Source organism: Streptomyces sp. NPDC001507, assembly GCF_042894765.1.
GTDB lineage: Bacteria > Actinomycetota > Actinomycetes > Streptomycetales > Streptomycetaceae > Streptomyces.
Map to the genome: position 1 here is coordinate 38,074 of NZ_JBIAVV010000012.1, position 18,129 is coordinate 56,202.

Below are 18,129 nucleotides of genomic sequence, written 5' to 3' on the forward strand. Positions count from 1 at the left end.
CTGGTCGTAGCCATATCCCCTTTCCGGATGCCATCACCCTGACCGGTCGCCCCGGTCACCTGCCGCGGCAGTTGTCCGCCGACCAGGGCTACGACTTCGACAAGTACCGTCGGCTCCCAACCACGAGGCGTTCCTGAAGCTCGCCTGTCGTGTGATCGCCTACAGCCGAGTCCAGGCGTTGTGTCTGATCCTCTCAGTCACGCACCCCGATCACGACGTTCGCGTACAGCTCCTCGGAGACCGCGACCCGGGTGGTCAGTCCGGCGCGCCGGAAGGCGCGTACGGCGTCCTCGGTCTGGTGCTCGCTCGTCTCGACCAGGACGCAGCCGCCCGGCGCGAGCCACTCGCGGGCTCCCGCGGCGACCCTGCGCAGTACGTCGAGTCCGTCGCCACCGCCGTCGAGCGCGACCAGCGGCTCGTGCTCGCGGGCCTCGGCGGGCAGCAGTCCCACCTCGCCGCTGGGGACGTAGGGCACGTTGGCGGCGAGGATGCCGGTCCGGCCGCGCAGCGCGGCGGGCAGGGCGTCGAACAGGTCGCCGGTGTGGGCGTGGCCGCCGTAGGGGGCGATGTTGCGGCGGGCGCAGGTGACGGCGGCCGGGTCGATGTCGGCGGCGTGCAGCTCGGCGTCCCCGAGTGCGGCGGCGAGGGCCGCGCCGACCGCGCCGGAGCCGCAGCACAGGTCGACGACGACGGCCGCCCCGGGCGCCTGGGCGAGGGCCTGGTCGACCAGGAACTCGGTACGGCGGCGGGGCACGAACACGCCGGGTTCCACCAGGATGCGCAGCCCGTGGAACTCCGCCCAGCCGAGGACGTGTTCGAGGGGCTGTCCGGCGGCCCGCCGGGCCACCATGGCGGCCAGTTCGTCCGGGGTGCGGGCGGTCGTGAGGATCAGCTCCGCCTCGTCCTCGGCGAAGACGCAGCCGGCGGCGCGCAGCGCGGAGACGACGGCGCCGGTGGTGTCGGAATCGGAGAGTGAGGTCATCACAGGGGAGCCTATCCGGGGCCGGCACACCGTTCAGACGCTTTACCGCCCGGCCGGTGGGCAGCCCGGCCGATGGCCCGTCCCGTCGGACGGTCCGCCGGCCGGGCGGCCTACCGATCAGACGCCGACCGTCTCCTCCGCCTCCTCCTCGGCTGCCGCCACCTCGTCGGTGAGGCCGGCGGGGGACTCCGGTACGACGACGGCGGCGGCCGGCGCCGCCGCGGCCCGCTCGTGGACCGCGGCGATCACCGTGACCGCGAGGCCGGCCAGCAGCCAGACCGCGAGGGTCCAGACGTTGCGGCCGAGGCCGTCGCTGCCGAAGTAGAGCAGGCTGCGAACGCCCTCGACGAAACCGGCGCCGTTCCAGAAGGCGTGCAGGGTGCCGAAGAAGCCGTTCTGCAGTTCGGGGCGGAACAAGCCGCCGGAGCTGGTGAAGTTGAGCATCACGAACAGCACCATCATGGTCAGCGTGGTCCACCGCTTGAGGAAGGTGTGCAGGCCGACGCCGATGAGCAGGATGCCCGCGGAGTAGAGCCAGGCCATGCCCCAGACCCCCGCCAGGTCGTGCTGCGCGAGGTGGAACACCGGTCCGGCGAGGAACGCGCCGATGCCGCTGACGACGCCCGAGACGCCGAGCGCGAGCAGGGTGCGTATCCGCATGGGGAGCGCCGCGCCGGCCGCGCCGAGGGCGGCGACGGAGGCGTAGGAGCCGATGCTCACGGCGATGAGCAGGAAGAAGAGGCCCTGTCCTGTGGGGTCGTCGGCGACCGGCTTGGCGACGTCGGTGACCTTGAGGACGGCGCCCTCCTTGGCGGCGACCGGGGTGAAGACCTGCTCGACGGCCGTGGCGCCCGTGTCGGAGGCGGCGGTCGCGACGATCAGCTCAGGGGCCTTGGCACTCGGCACGTAGGCGCCGGTCACAGTACGGGACCTGAGCAGGTCGACGGCCGCGGCGCGGGTGGGGACGGTTCGGACGTCGAGCTTGTCACCCGCGGTGTCCTTGATGGTCTGCGCCAACACCTTCGCCTCCGGTCCGGCACCGACCACGGCCACCGGCATGTGGTTCGGCTCCGGGTGGACGAACGCGCCCATATAGGCGAGCCCCATGCCCAGGCACATCAGCAGCGGGGTGATCAGGTGCGTGAGTACATGGCGCAGCGCCGGCGACCTCATCGCGTACGACCTCCAGAACCTTCCGGCCAAACTGGTTGGCTTATACAACTCACTGTCAAGTTGTACTATACAACTAGACCGTCGGAGGAGGTATTCCCGTGACAACGGCGGAGACGGCAGTGGAGACCATCCAGCGCGAGATGACGACGTTCGCGCGCCGGGCCCGGGCGTCGGCCGGGCGCATGCACCCCGAGCTGTCGCTGGTGTCGTACACGCTGCTCGGGCATCTGGAGGAGCGCGGCGGGTGCCGGGCGACCGACCTGGCCGCGCACTACGCGCTGGACAAGTCGACGGTCAGCCGGCAGGTGGCGGCACTGGAACGGGCGGGGCTGATCGAGCGGCGCCTGGACCCGGAGGACCACCGGGTCCAGGTACTGCATCTGACGGATGCGGGCGAGGAGATCCTGGCCCAGGTCACGCACAGCCGCCGGGCCGCCTTCCGGGAGCGGCTGGCGGACTGGCCGGAGGCGGACCTGGTCAGGTTCGCCGGATACCTGGAGCGCTACAACGCCGGGACCCCGGCCGGTTCCGCCGACGGCTGACCGAGCGGCTCCGGCACCCTGGCCGCGACGAAGGCGGTACGGCGGCGCAGGCGGAAGCCGAGCGACTCGTACAGCCGGATCGCGGTGGTGTTCTCGGCTCCGGTGTGCAGGAAGGGCGTCTCGCCGCGTTCCCGGATGCCGTGCGCGACCGCGCGGATCAGCCGGGTCGCCAGGCCCTCGCCGCGGTGTGCCGGGTCGGTGCACACCGCGCTGATCTCGGTCCAGCCCGGCGGGTGCAGCCGCTCCCCCGCCATCGCGATCAGCCTGCCGTCGCGGCGGATGCCCAGGTAGGTGCCGAGTTCGATGGTGCGGGGCAGGAACGGGCCGGGGCGGGTGCGCTCGATCAGGTCGAGGATCTCGGGTACGTCGGCCGGCCCGAGCCGGACCGCGGCCGGTTCCGGGACGGCGGCCATGCCCTCGTCCACCAGCTGTACGCCCGCGATGTTCATCGTCAGCTCCCAGCCCTCGGGGAGTTCGCCGCGGTAGCCGGGCAGCGGGACCTCCGCGCCGGGGCCGGCCAGGGCGGCGAGGTCCGCCCAGTCGTCGGCGTCGGGATCGTCGGGCAGCGCCAGCCACGGGGAGACGTCGACCGGGTAGCGCAGGATCCGCCCGCGCCGCTCGGCGAAGCGGGCGTGCGGGCCGGTGAGCGAGGCGCGGGCCGGGTTGTCCAGGACGTGCGGAGCGTCCTCGCGGGCCTGCGGGACGCTCATACGCCGACCTCGATCACGATCTTGCCGAGGGCGTGCCCCTGCTCGACGGCGCGCAGCGCCTCGTCGGCCCGGTCCAGCGGGAAGGTCTGCGAGACATGCGGGTCGAGTTCACCGGCCACGACGAGCTCGGCCACCTCGTCCAGGACGGCGGCGGTCCGGGCGCGTGCCACCCGGGACCCGCCCAGTGCGGCCACGGTCTCGGGCGCGGCGCCCGCGGTGATCAGCTTGGTGCGGTCGGCGAGCAGACCGGCCGCCTCGGCGAGCACCTCACCGCCGACCAGGTCGTAGACGCCGTCCACGCCGTCGGGTGCGACGGCCCGCACCCGGTCGGCCAGGTCAGGGCCGGAGGCCACGTGCACGGCGCCCAGCGACTCGACGAGGTCCTTCTTGGCCTCGCCCGCCACACCGATCACCCGCAGGCCCCAGGCGTGCGCGATCTGCAGGACCGCCGCGCCGACCCCGCCGCCCGCGCCGGTGACCAGCAGGGTCGCGCCCTCGGGCAGGTCCAGCTGGCGCACGCCGTCGTAGGCGGTGGCCGCGGCGACCGGCAGGGTCGCGGCGTCCGCGAACGACAGCGCGGCGGGCTTGTGCGCCGTCACGGACGCCGTCAGCAGGGCGTACTCGGCGAACGCGCCGCCGGACGTGTTGCCGAAGACCTCGTCGCCGGCCGAGAAGCCGGTGACGCCCTCACCGGTCTCCTCGACCACACCGGCGGCCTCGCTGCCGAGGACGACCGGGAAGCGTGCCTCCCCCTCGCCGGGGCGGCGGAAACCGCCCCGCAGCTTCCAGTCGACGGGGTTGACCCCCGCCGCGCGGACCGCGATCAGCAGTTCGCCGGGGCCGGGAACGGGCCGGTCCAGCTCGGCGAATGCCTCGGTCTCGGGCCCGCCGTGCCTGGTGTAGACGTACGCCTTGGGCATCGTGTTTCCTCGCTCTCTGGTGCTGTCGCCGGTGTCCCCGGCAGCGGCACTCAGCGGCAAGGATCAGCACGCGGCGGCTATTCCCGCATCCGCGGATCGTTCATACGGCCGCAATGATCGGCGGCCTGACCTGGGCGGGAGCACCCGACCGGACACCGTACGGTGGAAGCATGAACGTCACCCGAGGCTTCGCAGGCCGCCCCCGAGTCCACAACGCCGGACTGCCGCCCGGCCAGTACGACACGGGCGACGACTGGCCCGTGCTGTCCGCCGAGGTGACGCCGGAACTGGCGCCTGCCGACTGGTCGTTCCGGATCGACGGCCTGGTGGCCGAGCCCCGTACCTGGGACTGGGACGCGGCGCACGCGCTGCCCGCGTCGGCCTACGAGGGTGACATCCACTGCGTCACCAGCTGGTCGAAGTTCGGGGTGCGGTTCGGCGGCGTCTCGCTGGACGCGTTCTTCGATGTGGTGCGCCCCCATGGGTCCGCCACACATGCCGTCGCCTACTCGCACACGGGCTACACCGCCAACCTGCCGCTCGCGGACCTCACCGGCGGGCGGGCCTGGATCGCCTTCGAGTACGAGGGCGAGCCGCTGCCCGCCGAGCACGGCGGCCCGGCACGGCTGCTGGTGCCCCACCTGTACTTCTGGAAGAGCGCCAAGTGGATCGCCGGCCTCACCCTCCTGGACCACGACGAACCCGGGTTCTGGGAGCGCAACGGCTACCACGCGCGGGGCAACCCGTGGCAGGAGCAGAGGTACGCCGGTGACTGAGACGACGACCAGCGAAGCCGCCTTCGCTCCCCCGACGCGCTTCGCGGTCCCCGGCCGCATCGAGGTCGGCGGCCAGGCCGCGGCGGAGTGGCAGCCGGCCACCATCACCGGGATACGGCGCGAGACCCCGCACGCGGCGACCTTCCGGTTCGCGGTGCCGGCCTGGGCGGGGCATCTGCCGGGGCAGCACCTGATGCTGCGGCTGACCGCCCCCGACGGCTACACGGCCCAGCGTCACTACTCCCTCGCCTCCGCGCCGGACGGCTCCGGGCACATCGAGCTGACCCTGGACCACGTCCCGGGCGGCGAGGTCTCCGGCTGGTTCCACACGGTGGCCAGGACCGGCGACACCGTCGAGGTGCGCGGCCCGCTGAGCGGCTTCTTCGCCTGGCCCGGCGACCGGCCCGCGCTGCTGTTCGGCGCCGGTTCCGGGGTCGTACCGCTGATGTCGATGGTCCGGCACCACCGGAACCGGGCCCTGGACGTGCCGCTGCGCATGGTGGTGTCGGCACGCTCCCCCGAGGAGCTGATCTACGCGCGGGAGCTGGGCGCGGAGACCACGACCGTGTTCACCCGCGCCGCACCCCGGGGTGTGCCGGTGGGACGTGTGTCCGCCGCACATGTGGCCCCGCTCCTGGCCGAGCAGCCCAAGGGCGGGTGGGAGGCCTATGTGTGCGGCTCCAACGGGTTCGCCGAGCATGCCTCGCAGCTGCTCGTGGCGGCCGGGCAGCCGGTGGACCGGATCCGCATCGAGCGCTTCGGCTGACCGGCGGCGCCCCGGGGCGCCGGGACCGGTGGGCGGCGCGCGCCGGAACCCGTGCTTCAGCCGGTGCCGCATCCGTCCCTGCGGGCGGTGGGCTAGGTGCTCCGTACGGGGTACCAGTCCCGTGTGGACGCTCGCATGCGAGCGGGGGCACGCTGGGAGCTGCGGACCGGCTGTCCGGCCCTCCGGCTCTTGTGGCGGCGAGGAGGTCGACATGCGTACCCGGGTGCGTGGCTGGCGCTGGCGGTACAACCCGCTGCGGCGCAGGTCAGACGTGGTGGAAGCCTGGATCGCGCTGGCCGTCGCGGTCCTGCTGTGCGTGGGTGGGCCGCTGGTGGGTGCGGTGGCGGGGCTCTGGGCCCATGATCAGGCGCAGTCGGTGGCGGCGGTGGAGCGCTCCGAGCGGCACATGGTCCGGGCCGTGGTCGTCGGCGGCACCCCGGAGCAGCTGCCGTCGGTGCAGGGCGGCGACCAGGCGCATGCCTACCAGACGAATGTCCGCTGGACCGTGCCCGGCACGGGCACGCAGACCGCCCTGGCCCGGGTGCCGGCGGGCACGCGGACCGGTGACGCCGTGGACGTGTGGTTCGACCGGCAGGGGCACGCGGTCGCCCCGCCGCCCGACGACGTCGCCGTCTGGCAGCACACGGTCACCGTGGGCCTGTGCGGGGCGAGCGGCGCGGCGGCCGTGGTGCTGCTCGGGCACGGCATCGTGCGCCGGGTGGCGCTGCGCCACCGGCTCGCCGAGTGGGAGCAGGAGTGGGCGCGCACCGGACCGGACTGGACCCGCGGCCGCGCCTGAGACACCCCGGCACGTGCCGCCCGCGTGGACCGACCCGCGTCCCGCCCTCATCCCGCCACCGCCCTCGTCCGCACCCGGACCCCGGACTCTGCGCCCGCCCCCGCGATGCACCCGCCCGCGATCGAGGTGACCCGACCACCCGCCCGCGCCGCCCGGCGGCCCCGGGCCCCTCCGGCCGCCGTCCACGATCGCCGGCCTGGCGTCCCTGACCAGCGGCTGAACAACTGACGGCAGGAGTTTTCCGCAGTTTTCGGACGGCGCAGAGGCCTGGCGATTCATCGGATCACCCACGTACGGTGTGATCATCCGCACCTACCCTTCTCCAAGGCGGTTGTTGATGGCCCTGTTCGACCTCCCCCTCGACGAGCTGAGCGAGCACCGCAGCACGTCGGTGGCGCCCGACGACTTCGACGCCTTCTGGTCCAAGACGCTCCAGGAAGCCCGCGAACACGATCTCGGCGCCCGTTTCGAGCCGGTCGACGCCGGGCTGTCCACGGTCGACGTCTACGACGTGACCTTCGCCGGGTTCGGCGGCCACCCGGTCAAGGGGTGGCTGCGGCTGCCGGCCGGCGCCACCGAACCGCTGCCACTGGTCGTGGAGTTCGTCGGGTACGGCGGCGGGCGCGGGCTGGCGCACGAGAACCTGCTCTGGGCGTCGACGGGGCGGGCGCACTTCACGATGGACACCCGCGGGCAGGGCAGCGCCTGGGGCGGCGGGGGCGGCACCCCTGACCCGGTCGGCGGCGGGCCGGCGTACCCCGGATTCATGACCAGGGGCATCGAGGCGCCCGAGAACTACTACTACCGCCGGGTGTACACGGACGCGGTCCGCGCGGTGGAGGCGGCCCGCTCGCATCCGCTGACCGACGCCGCGCGGACCGTGGCGCTCGGCGCCAGCCAGGGCGGCGGGATCACCATCGCCGTCGGCGGTCTGGTGCCGGACCTGGTCGCGGTCGCGCCGGACGTGCCGTTCCTGTGCGACTTCCCGCGCGCCACCACGCTGACCGACCGTCACCCCTACCGGGAGATCGCCCTGTTCCTGAAGACGCACCGCGGCCGCTCGGCGGACGTGCAGCGCACCCTGTCCTACTTCGACGGGGTGCACTTCGCGGCGCGCGGCCGGGCCCCGGCACTGTTCTCGGCGGCCCTGGAGGACCAGACCTGTCCGCCCTCCACGGTCTTCGCCGCCTTCAACTCCTGGGCGCACGGGGACAAGACCATCGAGGTGTACGACTTCAACGACCACGAGGGCGGCGGCCCGTACCACGAGGCGGCGAAGGCGCGCTGGCTGCGCTCGTACGTCTGAGGAGGCGGCGGAATTGGACACGCGGGAGGCAGCGGAGCGGTTCGTCCGGGCCTGGGAGCGGGGCTGGGCCGCGCACGACGTGGACGCGCTGCTCGCCCTGTACGCCGAGGACTGTGTGCATCGCTCGATGCCGTTCCGCGCCCCGCACCGGGGCCGGGACGAACTCGCCGCCTATCTGCGCTGGTCCTTCGAGGCGGAGCGGGTGACGGACGTCAGGTTCTCGGTGCCGCTGGTGGGCCCGGACGGGGTCGCGGCGGCGGAGTTCCGGGTGCGGTCCGAGGAGGGGGGTGCGGCGGTCACGCTGGCGGGGTGCGTGTTCGTGCGCTTCGACGGGCGGGGACTCGCGGTGGAGACCCGGGACTACTGGCACACCGCGGACGGGCACCAGGAGCCGGCCGGGCGGCTCTTCCTCCTCTGACCTTCCCTCCAGTCCGACCAGTCGGTACGTTCGGGGTGCCCGGGCTGCAGCGTCGCAGTCCGGGTTTCCCGGCGTACGACGGAGGGCGCATGTCCCAGCACGAGCCACAGCCGCAGCCGCAGCCGCAGGTCCACGGCCACTGCGATCCGCGTTTCGCGGCGGTACGGAAGGCGTTCGAGGAGAACTTCCGGGACCGGGAGGAGCTGGGCGCCGCCGTCACGGTGACGGCCGGCGGCGAGACGGTGGTGGATCTGTGGGGCGGCTGGGCGGATCCGGCGCGCAGCCGGCCGTGGGAGCGGGACACCGTGGTCAACGTCTGGTCCACCACCAAGGGCCCGGTGGCCCTGTGCGCGCACGTCCTTGCCGATCGGGGGCTGCTCGATCTCGACGCCCCGGTGGCCGACTACTGGCCCGAGTTCGCGGCGGCCGGCAAGGAGCGGGTCCTGGTCCGCCACCTGCTCTCGCACCGGGCCGGGCTGTCCGGGCTGCGCGAGCCGCACTCGCTCGAGGACCTGTACGACTGGGAGCTGACGACCGCCCGGCTGGCGGCGACGGAGCCCTGGTGGGAGCCGGGGACCAGGTCCGGCTATCACGCGCTGACCTACGGCTTCCTGGTCGGCGAGGTGGTGCGGCGGGTGTCGGGGCTGCTGCCGGGGGCGTTCCTGGAGCGGGAGGTCACCGGGCCGCTGGGGATCGACTTCACCATCGGGCTGCCGGACAAGGAGGCGGGCCGGGCGGCCGAGCTGGTGCATCCCCGGGTCGTGTCGGACAGCGAACAGGCCGCGATCTTCAGCCAGTTGGCGCCCGCCGCGGTCGCCGCCCTGGCCAATCCGGGGGTGGGCGCGAGCGCGGCGAACACCCCCGGGTGGCGGGCGGCCGAGATCCCGGCCGCCAACGGGCACGGCACGGCCCGGGCGGTCGCGGCGCTGTACGGGGTGTTCGCGGGCCGGGGAGCGTACGGCGGCCTTCGGGTGCTGTCGCCGGAGGCGGCCGAGCGGGTGCGGGAGGGTCAGGGCAGCTGCCGTGACCTGGTGCTGGGGGCGGGCTTCGAGCATGAGACCGAGATCGGGCTGGGGCTCTGGCTGAGCGGGGCGAACGGCTCGTACGGGCCGAACCCGCGAGCCTTCGGACACGACGGGTTCGGTGGCTCCTGCGGGTTGGCCGACCCGGAGGCGGGGGTCTCCCTCGGATATGTCATGAACCGCATGGGGCCGCGGATCGCGGACGACCCGAGGAAGACTGCCCTGGTCAACGCCGTTTACGCGTGTCTGTGAGGCCCGCACGGTTTCGGCCGAACCCGTCGTCCGCTCTTCCCTGATGGTTTAGACCAATGCTAGATGTGGTCGCGGAACGAACCCGCACGGCTACGTCTTGTCATCACGGTCCGGCGGCGAGCCCCAGCCTGCTCGCCGCCGGGCCCGGTGACCAAGCCCTGTCACCCTCAGGAGGCGCGGCATGGCCCGCACCACCCCCCACGACCACTCCGAGAGCGAAGGACAGCCCCTCTACTGGCGGATCGCGACACAACTACTCGGCGAACTGCGCGACGGCACCCTGCCGCCGGGAGAACGACTCCCGGCGGAAAGGCAGTTGGCGCGGCACTTCGGGGTCAGCCGGGAGACCGTCCGGCAGGCGCTGGAGGTGCTGCGGCACAGCGGGCTGGTGGCCACCGACCGGCGGGGCAGCCACGCCACGCTGCACGGCCGTCCGGTGGAGAGCCCGGTCTCCCTGGCCTTCCCGGTGGGTGCCGGGCCCACGGAGCACGGCGCGGTCGACCGGGCCACGGTGACCTGGGAGGAGCCGCCGCCCGAGCACGCGGCGGCGCTGGGGCTCGCCCCGCACCGGCCGACCCTGGTGCACCGCTACGAGTCCGCCTCCCCCGACGGTCACGCCCTGCGCACCGCCGTGACCTCGTTCTCGGTGGTGGCCCTGACCGAGGTCGAGGAACTGGGCCGCTACCGGGACCGGGCCGACGGCTGTGCCGCCGCGCAGCTGCGCCGGGCCTACGACTGGATGCGCAAGGCAGGCCTCACCCTGCACCACCGGGACTCCATCACGCAGGTCGCGGACGCGTCCTCGGTGCGGGTGACCCGCCGGGTGCACGACCAGTACGCCCGCCCGCTGGAGATCACCGACCTGGTGGTGGACGCCCAGCAGGACGCGCTGGTCTACGAGTTCACGGTGCCCGCCGCGGGCTGACCGCGCCGGGCCACGACCAGCCGGGCACGCGGGCTGCCGTCGCCGCGCTCGCCGAACTCGGGCAGCGCGGACAGTTCCACGGAGAAGCCCGCCCGCGCCAGCTCCGCCAGCACGGCGCCGAGCCGGAAGGCCCGGTAGTACATGACGAACGGGGGCCGCCACAAGGCGTTGCGGACCCGCATCACGGCGTCGAAACCCAGCAGCACCCAGTATCCGGGGCTGCTGGGCCGCGGCGGCGCGAGCACCGGGAAGGCGAAGGCACCGCCCGGCCGCAGCACCGCGTGGACCTGGCCGAAGAGACCGGGCAGCTCCCGGGGCAGGAAGTGGCCGAACGCCCCGAAGCTGACGACCAGGTCGAAGCCGGGCCCGAACGGCAGGGCCCGGGCGTCGCCGCGCACGTAGGTGATGTCCGGGCCGTCGGGCGGAGGCTGCCGGCGGGCGATCTCCAGCATGCCGGCGCTGAAGTCGACACCGGTGACGCTGTGCCGGCACACCTGGGCCAGTACACCGGTGCCGGCTCCCGTCCCGCAGCACAGGTCGAGGCCGTCCTCGAAGGGGCCGAGCGGGGTGAGCGCCTTCGCGACCGCCTCCAGCACCCGGTCGGGCGTCCGGAACGGGGTGTGGTCGAACTTCGGGGCCAGCAGGTCGTAGCCGCGCTCGACCGAGGACAGGGCCTGGACGGCGAGTTCACGGAGGCTCGGGCCTTCGGGGCTGAACATCCCGCCAGCTTACGGGAGCGCACGGCGCGGGCGCGGCCCGTCGGGGGCCACGCCCGTGCCGTCCGGTGTCACGCCACGGTGAGCGTGAGGGCGCCCCTGTAGGTGGCGCCCGCGGTGATCGCCGTCTCGGTGCCGTCGACCGTCAGCTGCACGGTCCGGCCGCGCGGCGCCCGCACGGCCGCGTCCGCCGCGAGGGTGAGGCTGGTCAGGTACGACGTCCCGGTGACCGTCCAGGTGGAGCCGCTGTTCAGCGTCACCACCACGCCGTTGTTGACGGCCGCCTGCACGGTGTTGGTGACGATGCCCAGCTCGTAGAAGGTGGACGAGTCGATCGAGGAGACCCGGTGCTTGGCCCTGGTCGCGGAGATGACGCCCTCGACGGACGAGTCCTCGAAGGTGAGGACCATGTTCTTGCCGCCCCGCATCCCGTTGTAGAAGTCTCCCTTCAGCCGGATGGAGCTGAAGGTGGCGGCGCCGTCGGTGGAGTGGACGGCGGTGACGTCGAACGAGGTGTTCTTCACCGGGTCGGTGGTGGGTTCGGTGTAGACGCCGATGTTCATCATCTTGCCGTTGACGTTGACCGGGCCCGGGTCGTCCAGCTCGATCATCTGGAGGATGACGCCGTCGCGCGGGTTGAGCCTGGCGCCCCGCGAGCCGTCCACCGAAATGGTCGTCTGCTGGCCCTTGTTCAGGAAGGTGGCCCGCTCGGAGTTGACGACGGTGCCGCCGTCCAGGGTGAGTTGCCCGGCACCGAAGAACATGTAGCCGAAGTGGCCGGAGTTCACCACCGTGCTGCGCTCCGGGATGCTCCGCAACTCGGCGTTGGACAGGCCGAGTTCCAGCTCGGTGTTGAGGGCGGCGACGGCGTCGCGGGTGCTGTCGCCGTAGTGCACGACGGCGGCCGGCCCGGCGATGATCGTCGCGTAGGAGCCGACGTCGAAACGGGAGCCGAGCACGCGGACCGTGGCGTCGCCGATGGCGTAGGTGCCGTAGCCGTACTCGCCGGTGTTGCCGACGTGGCTGTTGATCGCGGTCAGCTTCAGGCCGCTGCCGCCCTCGACCGACAGGGCACCCCAGGTCTCGGAGAACACGGTCGAGTTGAGGTAGGTGGCGATGCTGCCCGCGCCGATCAGGTTGGTGGCGCGGACGTTGCCGTCCAGGCCCAGCATCCAGGGCACCGACTCCATGTACGGGGTCTCGACGGTGGCCTGGTAGTCGGCCGGCAGGACGCCGTTGCGGGCGCGCAGGAAGGAGTCCTTGACGAGGACGTTGGCGCCGCCGTTGGCGATGACGGTGGTGCGGACCACGCCCTTGTTGCTGATCCGGGCGCCGTCCACGACCAGCCTGGTTGCGGAGCCGTCACCGACCACGGCCGCGCCGTACCCGGCGAAGTCCGAACGGCCGTTGCCGTCGAGGGTGATGGTCGGGCTCCGCAGGGTGTAGTCGCCGCTCTCGACGTAGACACCGTTGAAGCACTCGCCGGTGGAGGCGATCGACACGTTGCGCGCGGCGGAGTCGGTGACCTTCCCGCCGCGCACGGCGGACAGCACGGACTTGGCGGAGTCGACCCCGTCCGAACCGACGTACAGGGCCTGCCGGAACGGGAAGGTCAGCGTCTGGTAGGTGACGTCGTGGGACTCGGCGACCGTGAGGACGACGTCACCGCGGTAGGTGCCGGCCTGGACCAGGGTCCCGGTGGCGCCGGTCGCGGTGAGCAGCTGGCCGGTCTCCACGCCGTCGACGGTGAGGCTGATGTCGTACCCGTCCGGGGCGACGATCTTGCCGCCGTCCCCGATGGTCAACCGGCTCACCCGGGTGGTGGCGGCGAGCTCGTAGGTCTCCCCCGCGGCGACGGAGATCGTCCTGCCCGGCGCCTGCGGCGCGGCGGTGGCGGTGCCGGAGGCGACCGGAACGAGCACGGCCGCGGTCGCGGCGGAACCGGCGATCAGGAACGAGCGTCGGGATGTCAGCGTCATTGCAGGCCTTTCCACGGATGGAGTGCGCCGTCGCGCAGAGTCACGGTCGCCGGTCGGAACCAGGGCGACGAAGGCACCGGAGGTGCGCAGGTGGGAGTGAATCAGTCCCGGTAAACCCGGGACAGGCCTTGCACACACGCATCCCGGAACCCGATGCCTCGGATCGTGCGGCCCACTTCATGGCACTCACACAGAGTGGCCACAGGCCCCCGGCGGCGGGCACGCACGCCGGCGGGGCGGACGGCCCGCGCGCCGTCCGCCCCGCCTGGTCCGCTGTTCGCCTACGCCGGGGCGATCATCCCCGCCGACAGATCGATGTCCGCCCCGCACAGGCCGGGCATCGCCAGCATGGCGACCAGGGCCCGCGCGACCTCGTCCTCCTCCACCAGCCGGCCGAGGGCTGCCCGGGAGGAGAAGTCCCGTTCCGCCTCCTCGACGGTGCAGCCGGTGAGTTCGGCGGTGAGCCGGAAGTTGCGGTCCATGCGGGGTCCGCGGACCGGGCCCGGGGAGAGGGAGTTGACCGCGACGCCCCGCGGGCCCACCTCCCCCGCCAGCGTCCGGGTGAGGCCGATCAGCGCCATCTTGGAGGCGGTGTACGGGGTGCGGTTGAGCAGGGGCCGTTTGCCGCTGACGGAGGCGACGTTGACGATGTCGCCCCGGCCGGCGGCGAGCATGGGCGGCAGGAACGCCCGGCACATGAGGTAGACGCCGCGCACGTTGGCGGCGAACACGTCGTCCCACTCGCCGGGTTCGATGTCGACGAGCGGGCGCACCGGTCCGGCGACGCCCGCGTTGTTGACGAGCAACGACACGTCCTCGTCGGCGAGTCCGGCGACCAGCGCGCGCACGGCGGCAGGGTCGGAGACGTCGCACACCGCCGTGCGGGCCGCTTCGCCGACCTTGGCCGCCGTCTCCGCGAGGGCCCGCTCGTTGCGGCCGACGAGGATCACCCGGGCCCCGGCGTCGGCGAGCGCCGACGCGAAGGCCCGGCCGAGCGGGCCGCTCCCGCCGGTGACCAGGGCCGTACGGCCGTCCAGGCTCACGCCTCGTGCCACGGCAGCGCGTCGCCCGCGGCCCGCGCGGCCCGTACGTCACCCGAGCGGGCGTGGCCCTCGAACAGCTCGACCCGCGACGCACGCCCGCACAGCCGCCCGAGCAGGGCCTGCGAGGCGGTGTCGGTGACCTCCTGGTAGGTGACCGTCTTGAGGTACTTCCCCACCCACAGGCCGCCGGTGTAGCGGGCGGCACCACGTGTGGGCAGCACATGGTTCGTGCCGATGACCTTGTCGCCGAACGACACACAGGTGCCCTCGCCGAGGAACAGGGCGCCGTACTGGGTCATCCGCTCCAGCGCGAGGCGCGGTTCGGCGGTCAGCACCTCGACGTGTTCGAAGGCGAACGCGTCGGCGAGTTCGTACAGTTCATCGACCGAGCCGACGACGTGCACCTGGCCGTGGTTGCGCCAGGCGGGCTCCGCGTAGTCGCGGGTGGGCATGCCGGGGAGGATGCGTTCGACCTCGGCGACGGTCTGCTCGGCGATTTCGCGGGAGGTGGTGATCAGGACGGCCGGGGAGTCCGGGCCGTGCTCGGCCTGCGAGAGCAGGTCGACCGCGCACACGAACGGGTCGGCCTGGTCGTCGGCGAGGACCAGGATCTCGGTCGGCCCGGCGAACAGGTCGATGCCGATCTCGCCGAACAGCTGGCGCTTGGCCTCGGCGACGTAGGCGTTGCCCGGACCCGCGATGAGGTTGACGGGCTCCATGGTGTCGGTGCCCACGGCCATCGCGGCCACCGCCTGGACGCCGCCGAGCAGCCAGATCTCGTCGGCGCCCGCGAGGTGCATGGCGGCGACGGTGGCGGCGGGGATCTCGCCGTGGATGGGAGGGGTGCAGGCGACCACGCGGGGCACGCCCGCCACCTTGGCGGTGACGATGGTCATGTGGGCGGAGGCGGTGAGCGGGTAGCGGCCGCCGGGGACGTAGGCGCCGGCCGCCTGCACGGGGATGTGCTTCTGGCCGAGCCGCACGCCCGGCAGCGTCTCGATCTCGAACTCGGCCAGGGAGTCCAGCTGGTGACGGGCGAAGTTCCGGACCTGCTCCTGCACGAACGTGATGTCGTCGATGACCTGCTGCGGCACCGAGGCGACGATCTTCTCGACCTCCTCCGTGCTCAGCCGGAAGGAGCCGGGACTCCACTTGTCGAACTTCTCGGAGTACTCACGGACGGCCGCGTCACCGCGTTCGCGGATGTCCGCTATGACACCGGCGACCGTCTCGCGTACCTGGTCGAGGGAGGCGGCCACCTCGGCCTTGGGCACGGCGTGCTTCAGGATCTCTGCCACAACTGCGGCCTTTCTCGGAAGGTTCGGGGTTACACCGGGGGCGCTTCGAAGAGCACGTCGGGGTCGTTGAACTGCTCCTTGGCGACCGACTCGCTCATCGGGTCGGCGGTCCCCCACTGGTCCTGGGTGATCGGGTCGTCCACGTCGTGCCGGCCGGGGTGCCACAGGTCCTCTTCGAGGACGGCCAGTTCGGTGGTGTACTCGACGGTGTTGCCGTGCGGGTCGTGGAAGTAGGAGAAGGTGTTGTCGCCCGCCAGGTGCCGTCCCGGACCCCAGGTGAGCCGGGTCCCGGCACGCAGCGCACGCCCGGTGCCGCGCATGTACTCCTCCACCCCCCGCATCTCGAAGGAGGCGTGGTGCAGCGACACATGGGGACCGCGTGCGATGGCGAAGGAGTGGTGCAGCGGGCTGCACCGCAGGAAGTACATGAGGTCGCCCATGTGCGTGGAGTACAGGGTGTCGGTGAGCCGGAAGCCGAGGTGCCGGATGTAGAAGTCCCGCAGCCCCTCCGGGTCCTGGGAGTTGACCACGCAGTGCGAGAGCCGTACCGGGACGGCCTCCCGCTCCTCGATCTTCCGGTGGGTGCGGGTGGCCACGTCGGCCGAGACCTCGACGACCCGCCCGTCGGGGTCGAAGAAGCGCAGCCCGTAGCCCCCGCCCGGGGTGTCCAGCGCCCGCGGCTCGTGCACGATCCGCACCCCGGCCCGTCCCAGCCGCACCGCGAGTTCGTCGACGGCCGTCGGCGACACCGCGCCGAAGGCGACGAGGTCCATCCGCTTCCGCTCGTCCTCGCGGATGCGGACCACGTACTGCTCGGGGCTGCCCTCGGCGGCGAAGAACGCGATGCCGCCGTCGTTCGCGACCTCGGTCAGGCCCCAGGTGGTGCCGTAGAAGGCCCGCTGCGTGGCGAAGTCCGGTACGGCCAGGTCGACATGGCGCAGATGGGTGATCGGCTGGAAGCTCATGCGTGGCTCCTGACGGTGTTGCGCTGGTGGCCGAGGCCGGTGATCTCCGCGTCGATCACGTCGCCGGGCCTGAGGAAGACCCCCCAGTGCGCGCCGTTTCCGGCCGGGGAGCCGGTGAGCAGCAGGTCGCCGGGGCGCAGAGTGGTGGTCGTGGAGGCGTAGGCGATCAGCCGGGGAATGTCGAAGATCATGTCCTTGGTGGACTCGTCCTGCCGGACCACCCCGTTGTGCCGCAGGGTGATCCGCAGGTCGCCCGGGTCGCCGACGAAGTCCGCGGGGACCAGGAACGGCCCGGTCGGCAGGAAGGTGTCGGCGTTCTTCGCGGTGAACCAGTCGGTGCCGATGGCCTTCAGGTCGGACCGGTACAGCCGGTCGCGGGTGGTGAGGTCGTTGCTGATCGTGTAGCCGGCGACGTACGACATGGCCTCCGCCGCCGGGATGTTCCTTCCCGGCCTCCCGACGACCAGGGCGAGTTCGAGCTCCCAGTCGTGCTGTTCGCCGAGCGCCGGGAGCACGACGTCGTCGTACGGCCCGCACAGGGCGCGCGGTGAGCCGAGGAAGATGTAGGGGACGCCGTCGCGGATCCGCTCGTCCATCATCTTCTCGGCGTCGGCGCGGGCCTCCTCCGGCGTGGCGCCGTGCACGCTCTCCTTCTCGGCGGCGACCAGGTCGACCACGTGCCTGCGGTAGTTGGCGCCGCTCTGCAGGATCTGGCCCGGTTCCAGCGGCGTCCGGACCCGCAGGTCCGCCAGGTTGTGCCAGTCGCCGTCACCAGTCGCGGCCAGCTCGTGCAGCCGGGGCAGCCAGGTGTCCCAGTCCTCGACCAGTGCGCGTACCGACGCCACCAGGCCGGAGAGGTCGCGGACCCGGGTGCCGGCGACCAGGCCGGGGAAGACGGCCGCGCCGTCGCTGAAGGTGCCGAGCGCGAAGGGTCCGGCGTGGGAGGGGGAAGGTTCGGGCACGGGCGGCTCTCCTCGTACGGGTGGGGGCTCGCCTTCGACGCTAGGCATCGCGTCCGGTCGGCGGAAATGGCTGTTCGCGATGGCTGCCATCGCCGCCGCGCTCGGCCCCCGCCTGCCACGGTGCGCGGTCGCACCGCGGGGAGCGCCATCGGTGTCGGGGATGGATGACGTCCCCCTTGTCGATGCCTCGATCCGTTGACCCTGCACCTACCGCCGATCAGGCTCGATGCCACCCCGAACCGAGGAGCACACCGTGGTAGTCGAGCACGCCGAGCTGACCGTCGAGGAAGGCCGGGAGGCGGAATTCGAGGAGGTCTTCGGCAAGGCCCGCGAGGTGCTCGCCGAGGCGGACGGGTTCCGCTGGGCCGAGCTGCTGCGCGGTGAGGAGCGGCCGCGGACCTTCCTGCTGCTGGTCGGCTGGGAGTCGGTCGAGGCGCACACGGCGGGCTTCCGGCAGTCGGACCGGTTCGCGCGCTGGCGGGCCCTGGTCGGCCCGTTCCTCGCCGCGCCGCCGGCCGTCGAGCACTTCCGCGAGCTGGGCCCCCGCTTCGCCAGCTGACAGCCGCCGCCCCCCT

19 protein-coding genes are annotated in these 18,129 nt (G+C 72.8%); 9 read left to right on the forward strand and 10 right to left on the reverse strand.

Translation table 11 applies throughout. The features are described from left to right. Positions 1–193: 193 nt before the first annotated feature. Together ACFY0K_RS34395 and ACFY0K_RS34400 are read right to left on the reverse strand one after the other, a co-directional pair. A complete protein-coding gene (locus ACFY0K_RS34395) occupies positions 194–982 on the reverse strand; it encodes a putative protein N(5)-glutamine methyltransferase (RefSeq protein WP_390643099.1) in 789 nt (262 codons plus the stop codon). Positions 983–1,099: 117 nt separating this feature from the next. Beyond that, complete coding sequence (locus ACFY0K_RS34400) at positions 1,100–2,155, reverse strand: hypothetical protein (RefSeq protein ID WP_390643100.1); 1,056 nt, start codon at positions 2,153–2,155, stop codon at positions 1,100–1,102. 140 nt (positions 2,156–2,295) lie between these two features. Here ACFY0K_RS34400 and ACFY0K_RS34405 point away from each other — a divergent pair, with 140 nt between their 5' ends. Beyond that, positions 2,296–2,697, forward strand: coding sequence for a MarR family winged helix-turn-helix transcriptional regulator (locus ACFY0K_RS34405; RefSeq protein WP_390643363.1), 402 nt, complete (start codon positions 2,296–2,298; stop codon positions 2,695–2,697). On the opposite strand, the gene ACFY0K_RS34410 is transcribed toward ACFY0K_RS34405, so the two are convergent. Next, a complete protein-coding gene (locus ACFY0K_RS34410) occupies positions 2,658–3,407 on the reverse strand; it encodes a GNAT family N-acetyltransferase (RefSeq protein WP_390643101.1) in 750 nt (249 codons plus the stop codon). The genes ACFY0K_RS34405 and ACFY0K_RS34410 overlap by 40 nt on opposite strands. Then, entirely contained in the window at positions 3,404–4,327 is a 924-nt protein-coding gene (locus ACFY0K_RS34415) for an NADP-dependent oxidoreductase (RefSeq protein ID WP_390643102.1), read from the reverse strand. Before ACFY0K_RS34415 ends, ACFY0K_RS34410 begins: the two co-directional genes overlap by 4 nt. Before the next feature lie 170 nt (positions 4,328–4,497). Between ACFY0K_RS34415 and ACFY0K_RS34420 the strand changes: the two genes are divergently transcribed. From ACFY0K_RS34420 to ACFY0K_RS34450, 7 genes are all read left to right on the forward strand, one after another. Beyond that, the gene (locus tag ACFY0K_RS34420; protein ID WP_382718588.1) at positions 4,498–5,103 is read left to right on the forward strand and encodes a sulfite oxidase-like oxidoreductase; all 606 of its coding nucleotides are present in this window, start codon (positions 4,498–4,500) and stop codon (positions 5,101–5,103) included. Next, positions 5,096–5,869 carry a ferredoxin reductase gene (locus ACFY0K_RS34425; RefSeq protein ID WP_390643103.1) on the forward strand — a complete coding sequence of 258 codons (774 nt, stop codon included), beginning with the start codon at positions 5,096–5,098 and terminating at the stop codon, positions 5,867–5,869. The genes ACFY0K_RS34420 and ACFY0K_RS34425 overlap by 8 nt, the downstream gene beginning before the upstream one ends. A gap of 211 nt (positions 5,870–6,080) precedes the next feature. Then, complete coding sequence (locus ACFY0K_RS34430) at positions 6,081–6,668, forward strand: DUF3592 domain-containing protein (protein WP_390643104.1); 588 nt, start codon at positions 6,081–6,083, stop codon at positions 6,666–6,668. Positions 6,669–7,005: 337 nt separating this feature from the next. After that, a complete protein-coding gene (locus tag ACFY0K_RS34435; protein WP_390643105.1) occupies positions 7,006–7,974 on the forward strand; it encodes an acetylxylan esterase in 969 nt (322 codons plus the stop codon). 13 nt (positions 7,975–7,987) lie between these two features. Then, on the forward strand, positions 7,988–8,392 hold the full coding sequence (locus ACFY0K_RS34440) for a nuclear transport factor 2 family protein (RefSeq protein ID WP_390643106.1): 405 nt from the start codon (positions 7,988–7,990) through the stop codon (positions 8,390–8,392). Between the two features lie 89 nt (positions 8,393–8,481). Then, positions 8,482–9,666, forward strand: a complete 1,185-nt coding sequence (locus ACFY0K_RS34445) for a serine hydrolase domain-containing protein (RefSeq protein WP_390643107.1) — start codon at positions 8,482–8,484, stop codon at positions 9,664–9,666. Between the two features lie 181 nt (positions 9,667–9,847). After that, positions 9,848–10,591, forward strand: coding sequence for a GntR family transcriptional regulator (locus ACFY0K_RS34450; protein WP_390643108.1), 744 nt, complete (start codon positions 9,848–9,850; stop codon positions 10,589–10,591). Here the strand turns inward: ACFY0K_RS34450 and ACFY0K_RS34455 are convergent. The 6 genes from ACFY0K_RS34455 to ACFY0K_RS34480 all read right to left on the reverse strand — a co-directional run bounded on the left by ACFY0K_RS34455 (position 10,561) and on the right by ACFY0K_RS34480 (position 17,554). Continuing rightward, a complete protein-coding gene (locus ACFY0K_RS34455) occupies positions 10,561–11,310 on the reverse strand; it encodes a class I SAM-dependent methyltransferase (RefSeq protein WP_390643109.1) in 750 nt (249 codons plus the stop codon). The two genes, ACFY0K_RS34450 and ACFY0K_RS34455, sit on opposite strands and share 31 nt — an antisense overlap. Positions 11,311–11,378: 68 nt before the next feature. Continuing rightward, positions 11,379–13,286: a hypothetical protein gene (locus ACFY0K_RS34460; RefSeq protein ID WP_390643110.1), complete on the reverse strand. Its 1,908-nt coding sequence runs from the start codon at positions 13,284–13,286 to the stop codon at positions 11,379–11,381. Positions 13,287–13,567: 281 nt separating this feature from the next. Next, the gene (locus tag ACFY0K_RS34465; protein ID WP_390643111.1) at positions 13,568–14,341 is read right to left on the reverse strand and encodes an SDR family NAD(P)-dependent oxidoreductase; all 774 of its coding nucleotides are present in this window, start codon (positions 14,339–14,341) and stop codon (positions 13,568–13,570) included. Next, the gene (gene hisD / locus ACFY0K_RS34470) at positions 14,326–15,627 is read right to left on the reverse strand and encodes a histidinol dehydrogenase (protein ID WP_390643112.1); all 1,302 of its coding nucleotides are present in this window, start codon (positions 15,625–15,627) and stop codon (positions 14,326–14,328) included. The genes ACFY0K_RS34465 and hisD overlap by 16 nt, the downstream gene beginning before the upstream one ends. Positions 15,628–15,656: 29 nt before the next feature. Beyond that, entirely contained in the window at positions 15,657–16,592 is a 936-nt protein-coding gene (locus ACFY0K_RS34475) for a VOC family protein (protein WP_390643113.1), read from the reverse strand. After that, a complete protein-coding gene (locus tag ACFY0K_RS34480) occupies positions 16,589–17,554 on the reverse strand; it encodes a fumarylacetoacetate hydrolase family protein (protein ID WP_390643114.1) in 966 nt (321 codons plus the stop codon). Before ACFY0K_RS34480 ends, ACFY0K_RS34475 begins: the two co-directional genes overlap by 4 nt. A gap of 253 nt (positions 17,555–17,807) precedes the next feature. Between ACFY0K_RS34480 and ACFY0K_RS34485 the strand changes: the two genes are divergently transcribed. Beyond that, positions 17,808–18,113 carry an antibiotic biosynthesis monooxygenase family protein gene (locus ACFY0K_RS34485; protein ID WP_390643115.1) on the forward strand — a complete coding sequence of 102 codons (306 nt, stop codon included), beginning with the start codon at positions 17,808–17,810 and terminating at the stop codon, positions 18,111–18,113. Positions 18,114–18,129 lie beyond the last annotated feature (16 nt).

What these genes read in the sequence shown, in the direction of transcription:
- ACFY0K_RS34395 (WP_390643099.1), bottom strand. Translation starts at nt 982, where the DNA reads ATGACCTCACTCTCCGATTCCGACACCACCGGCGCCGTCGTCTCCGCG.
- ACFY0K_RS34400 (WP_390643100.1), bottom strand. Translation starts at nt 2,155, where the DNA reads ATGAGGTCGCCGGCGCTGCGCCATGTACTCACGCACCTGATCACCCCG.
- ACFY0K_RS34405 (WP_390643363.1), top strand. Translation starts at nt 2,296, where the DNA reads ATGACGACGTTCGCGCGCCGGGCCCGGGCGTCGGCCGGGCGCATGCAC.
- ACFY0K_RS34410 (WP_390643101.1), bottom strand. Translation starts at nt 3,407, where the DNA reads ATGAGCGTCCCGCAGGCCCGCGAGGACGCTCCGCACGTCCTGGACAAC.
- ACFY0K_RS34415 (WP_390643102.1), bottom strand. Translation starts at nt 4,327, where the DNA reads ATGCCCAAGGCGTACGTCTACACCAGGCACGGCGGGCCCGAGACCGAG.
- ACFY0K_RS34420 (WP_382718588.1), top strand. Translation starts at nt 4,498, where the DNA reads ATGAACGTCACCCGAGGCTTCGCAGGCCGCCCCCGAGTCCACAACGCC.
- ACFY0K_RS34430 (WP_390643104.1), top strand. Translation starts at nt 6,081, where the DNA reads ATGCGTACCCGGGTGCGTGGCTGGCGCTGGCGGTACAACCCGCTGCGG.
- ACFY0K_RS34435 (WP_390643105.1), top strand. Translation starts at nt 7,006, where the DNA reads ATGGCCCTGTTCGACCTCCCCCTCGACGAGCTGAGCGAGCACCGCAGC.
- ACFY0K_RS34445 (WP_390643107.1), top strand. Translation starts at nt 8,482, where the DNA reads ATGTCCCAGCACGAGCCACAGCCGCAGCCGCAGCCGCAGGTCCACGGC.
- ACFY0K_RS34450 (WP_390643108.1), top strand. Translation starts at nt 9,848, where the DNA reads ATGGCCCGCACCACCCCCCACGACCACTCCGAGAGCGAAGGACAGCCC.
- ACFY0K_RS34455 (WP_390643109.1), bottom strand. Translation starts at nt 11,310, where the DNA reads ATGTTCAGCCCCGAAGGCCCGAGCCTCCGTGAACTCGCCGTCCAGGCC.
- ACFY0K_RS34460 (WP_390643110.1), bottom strand. Translation starts at nt 13,286, where the DNA reads ATGACGCTGACATCCCGACGCTCGTTCCTGATCGCCGGTTCCGCCGCG.
- ACFY0K_RS34475 (WP_390643113.1), bottom strand. Translation starts at nt 16,592, where the DNA reads ATGAGCTTCCAGCCGATCACCCATCTGCGCCATGTCGACCTGGCCGTA.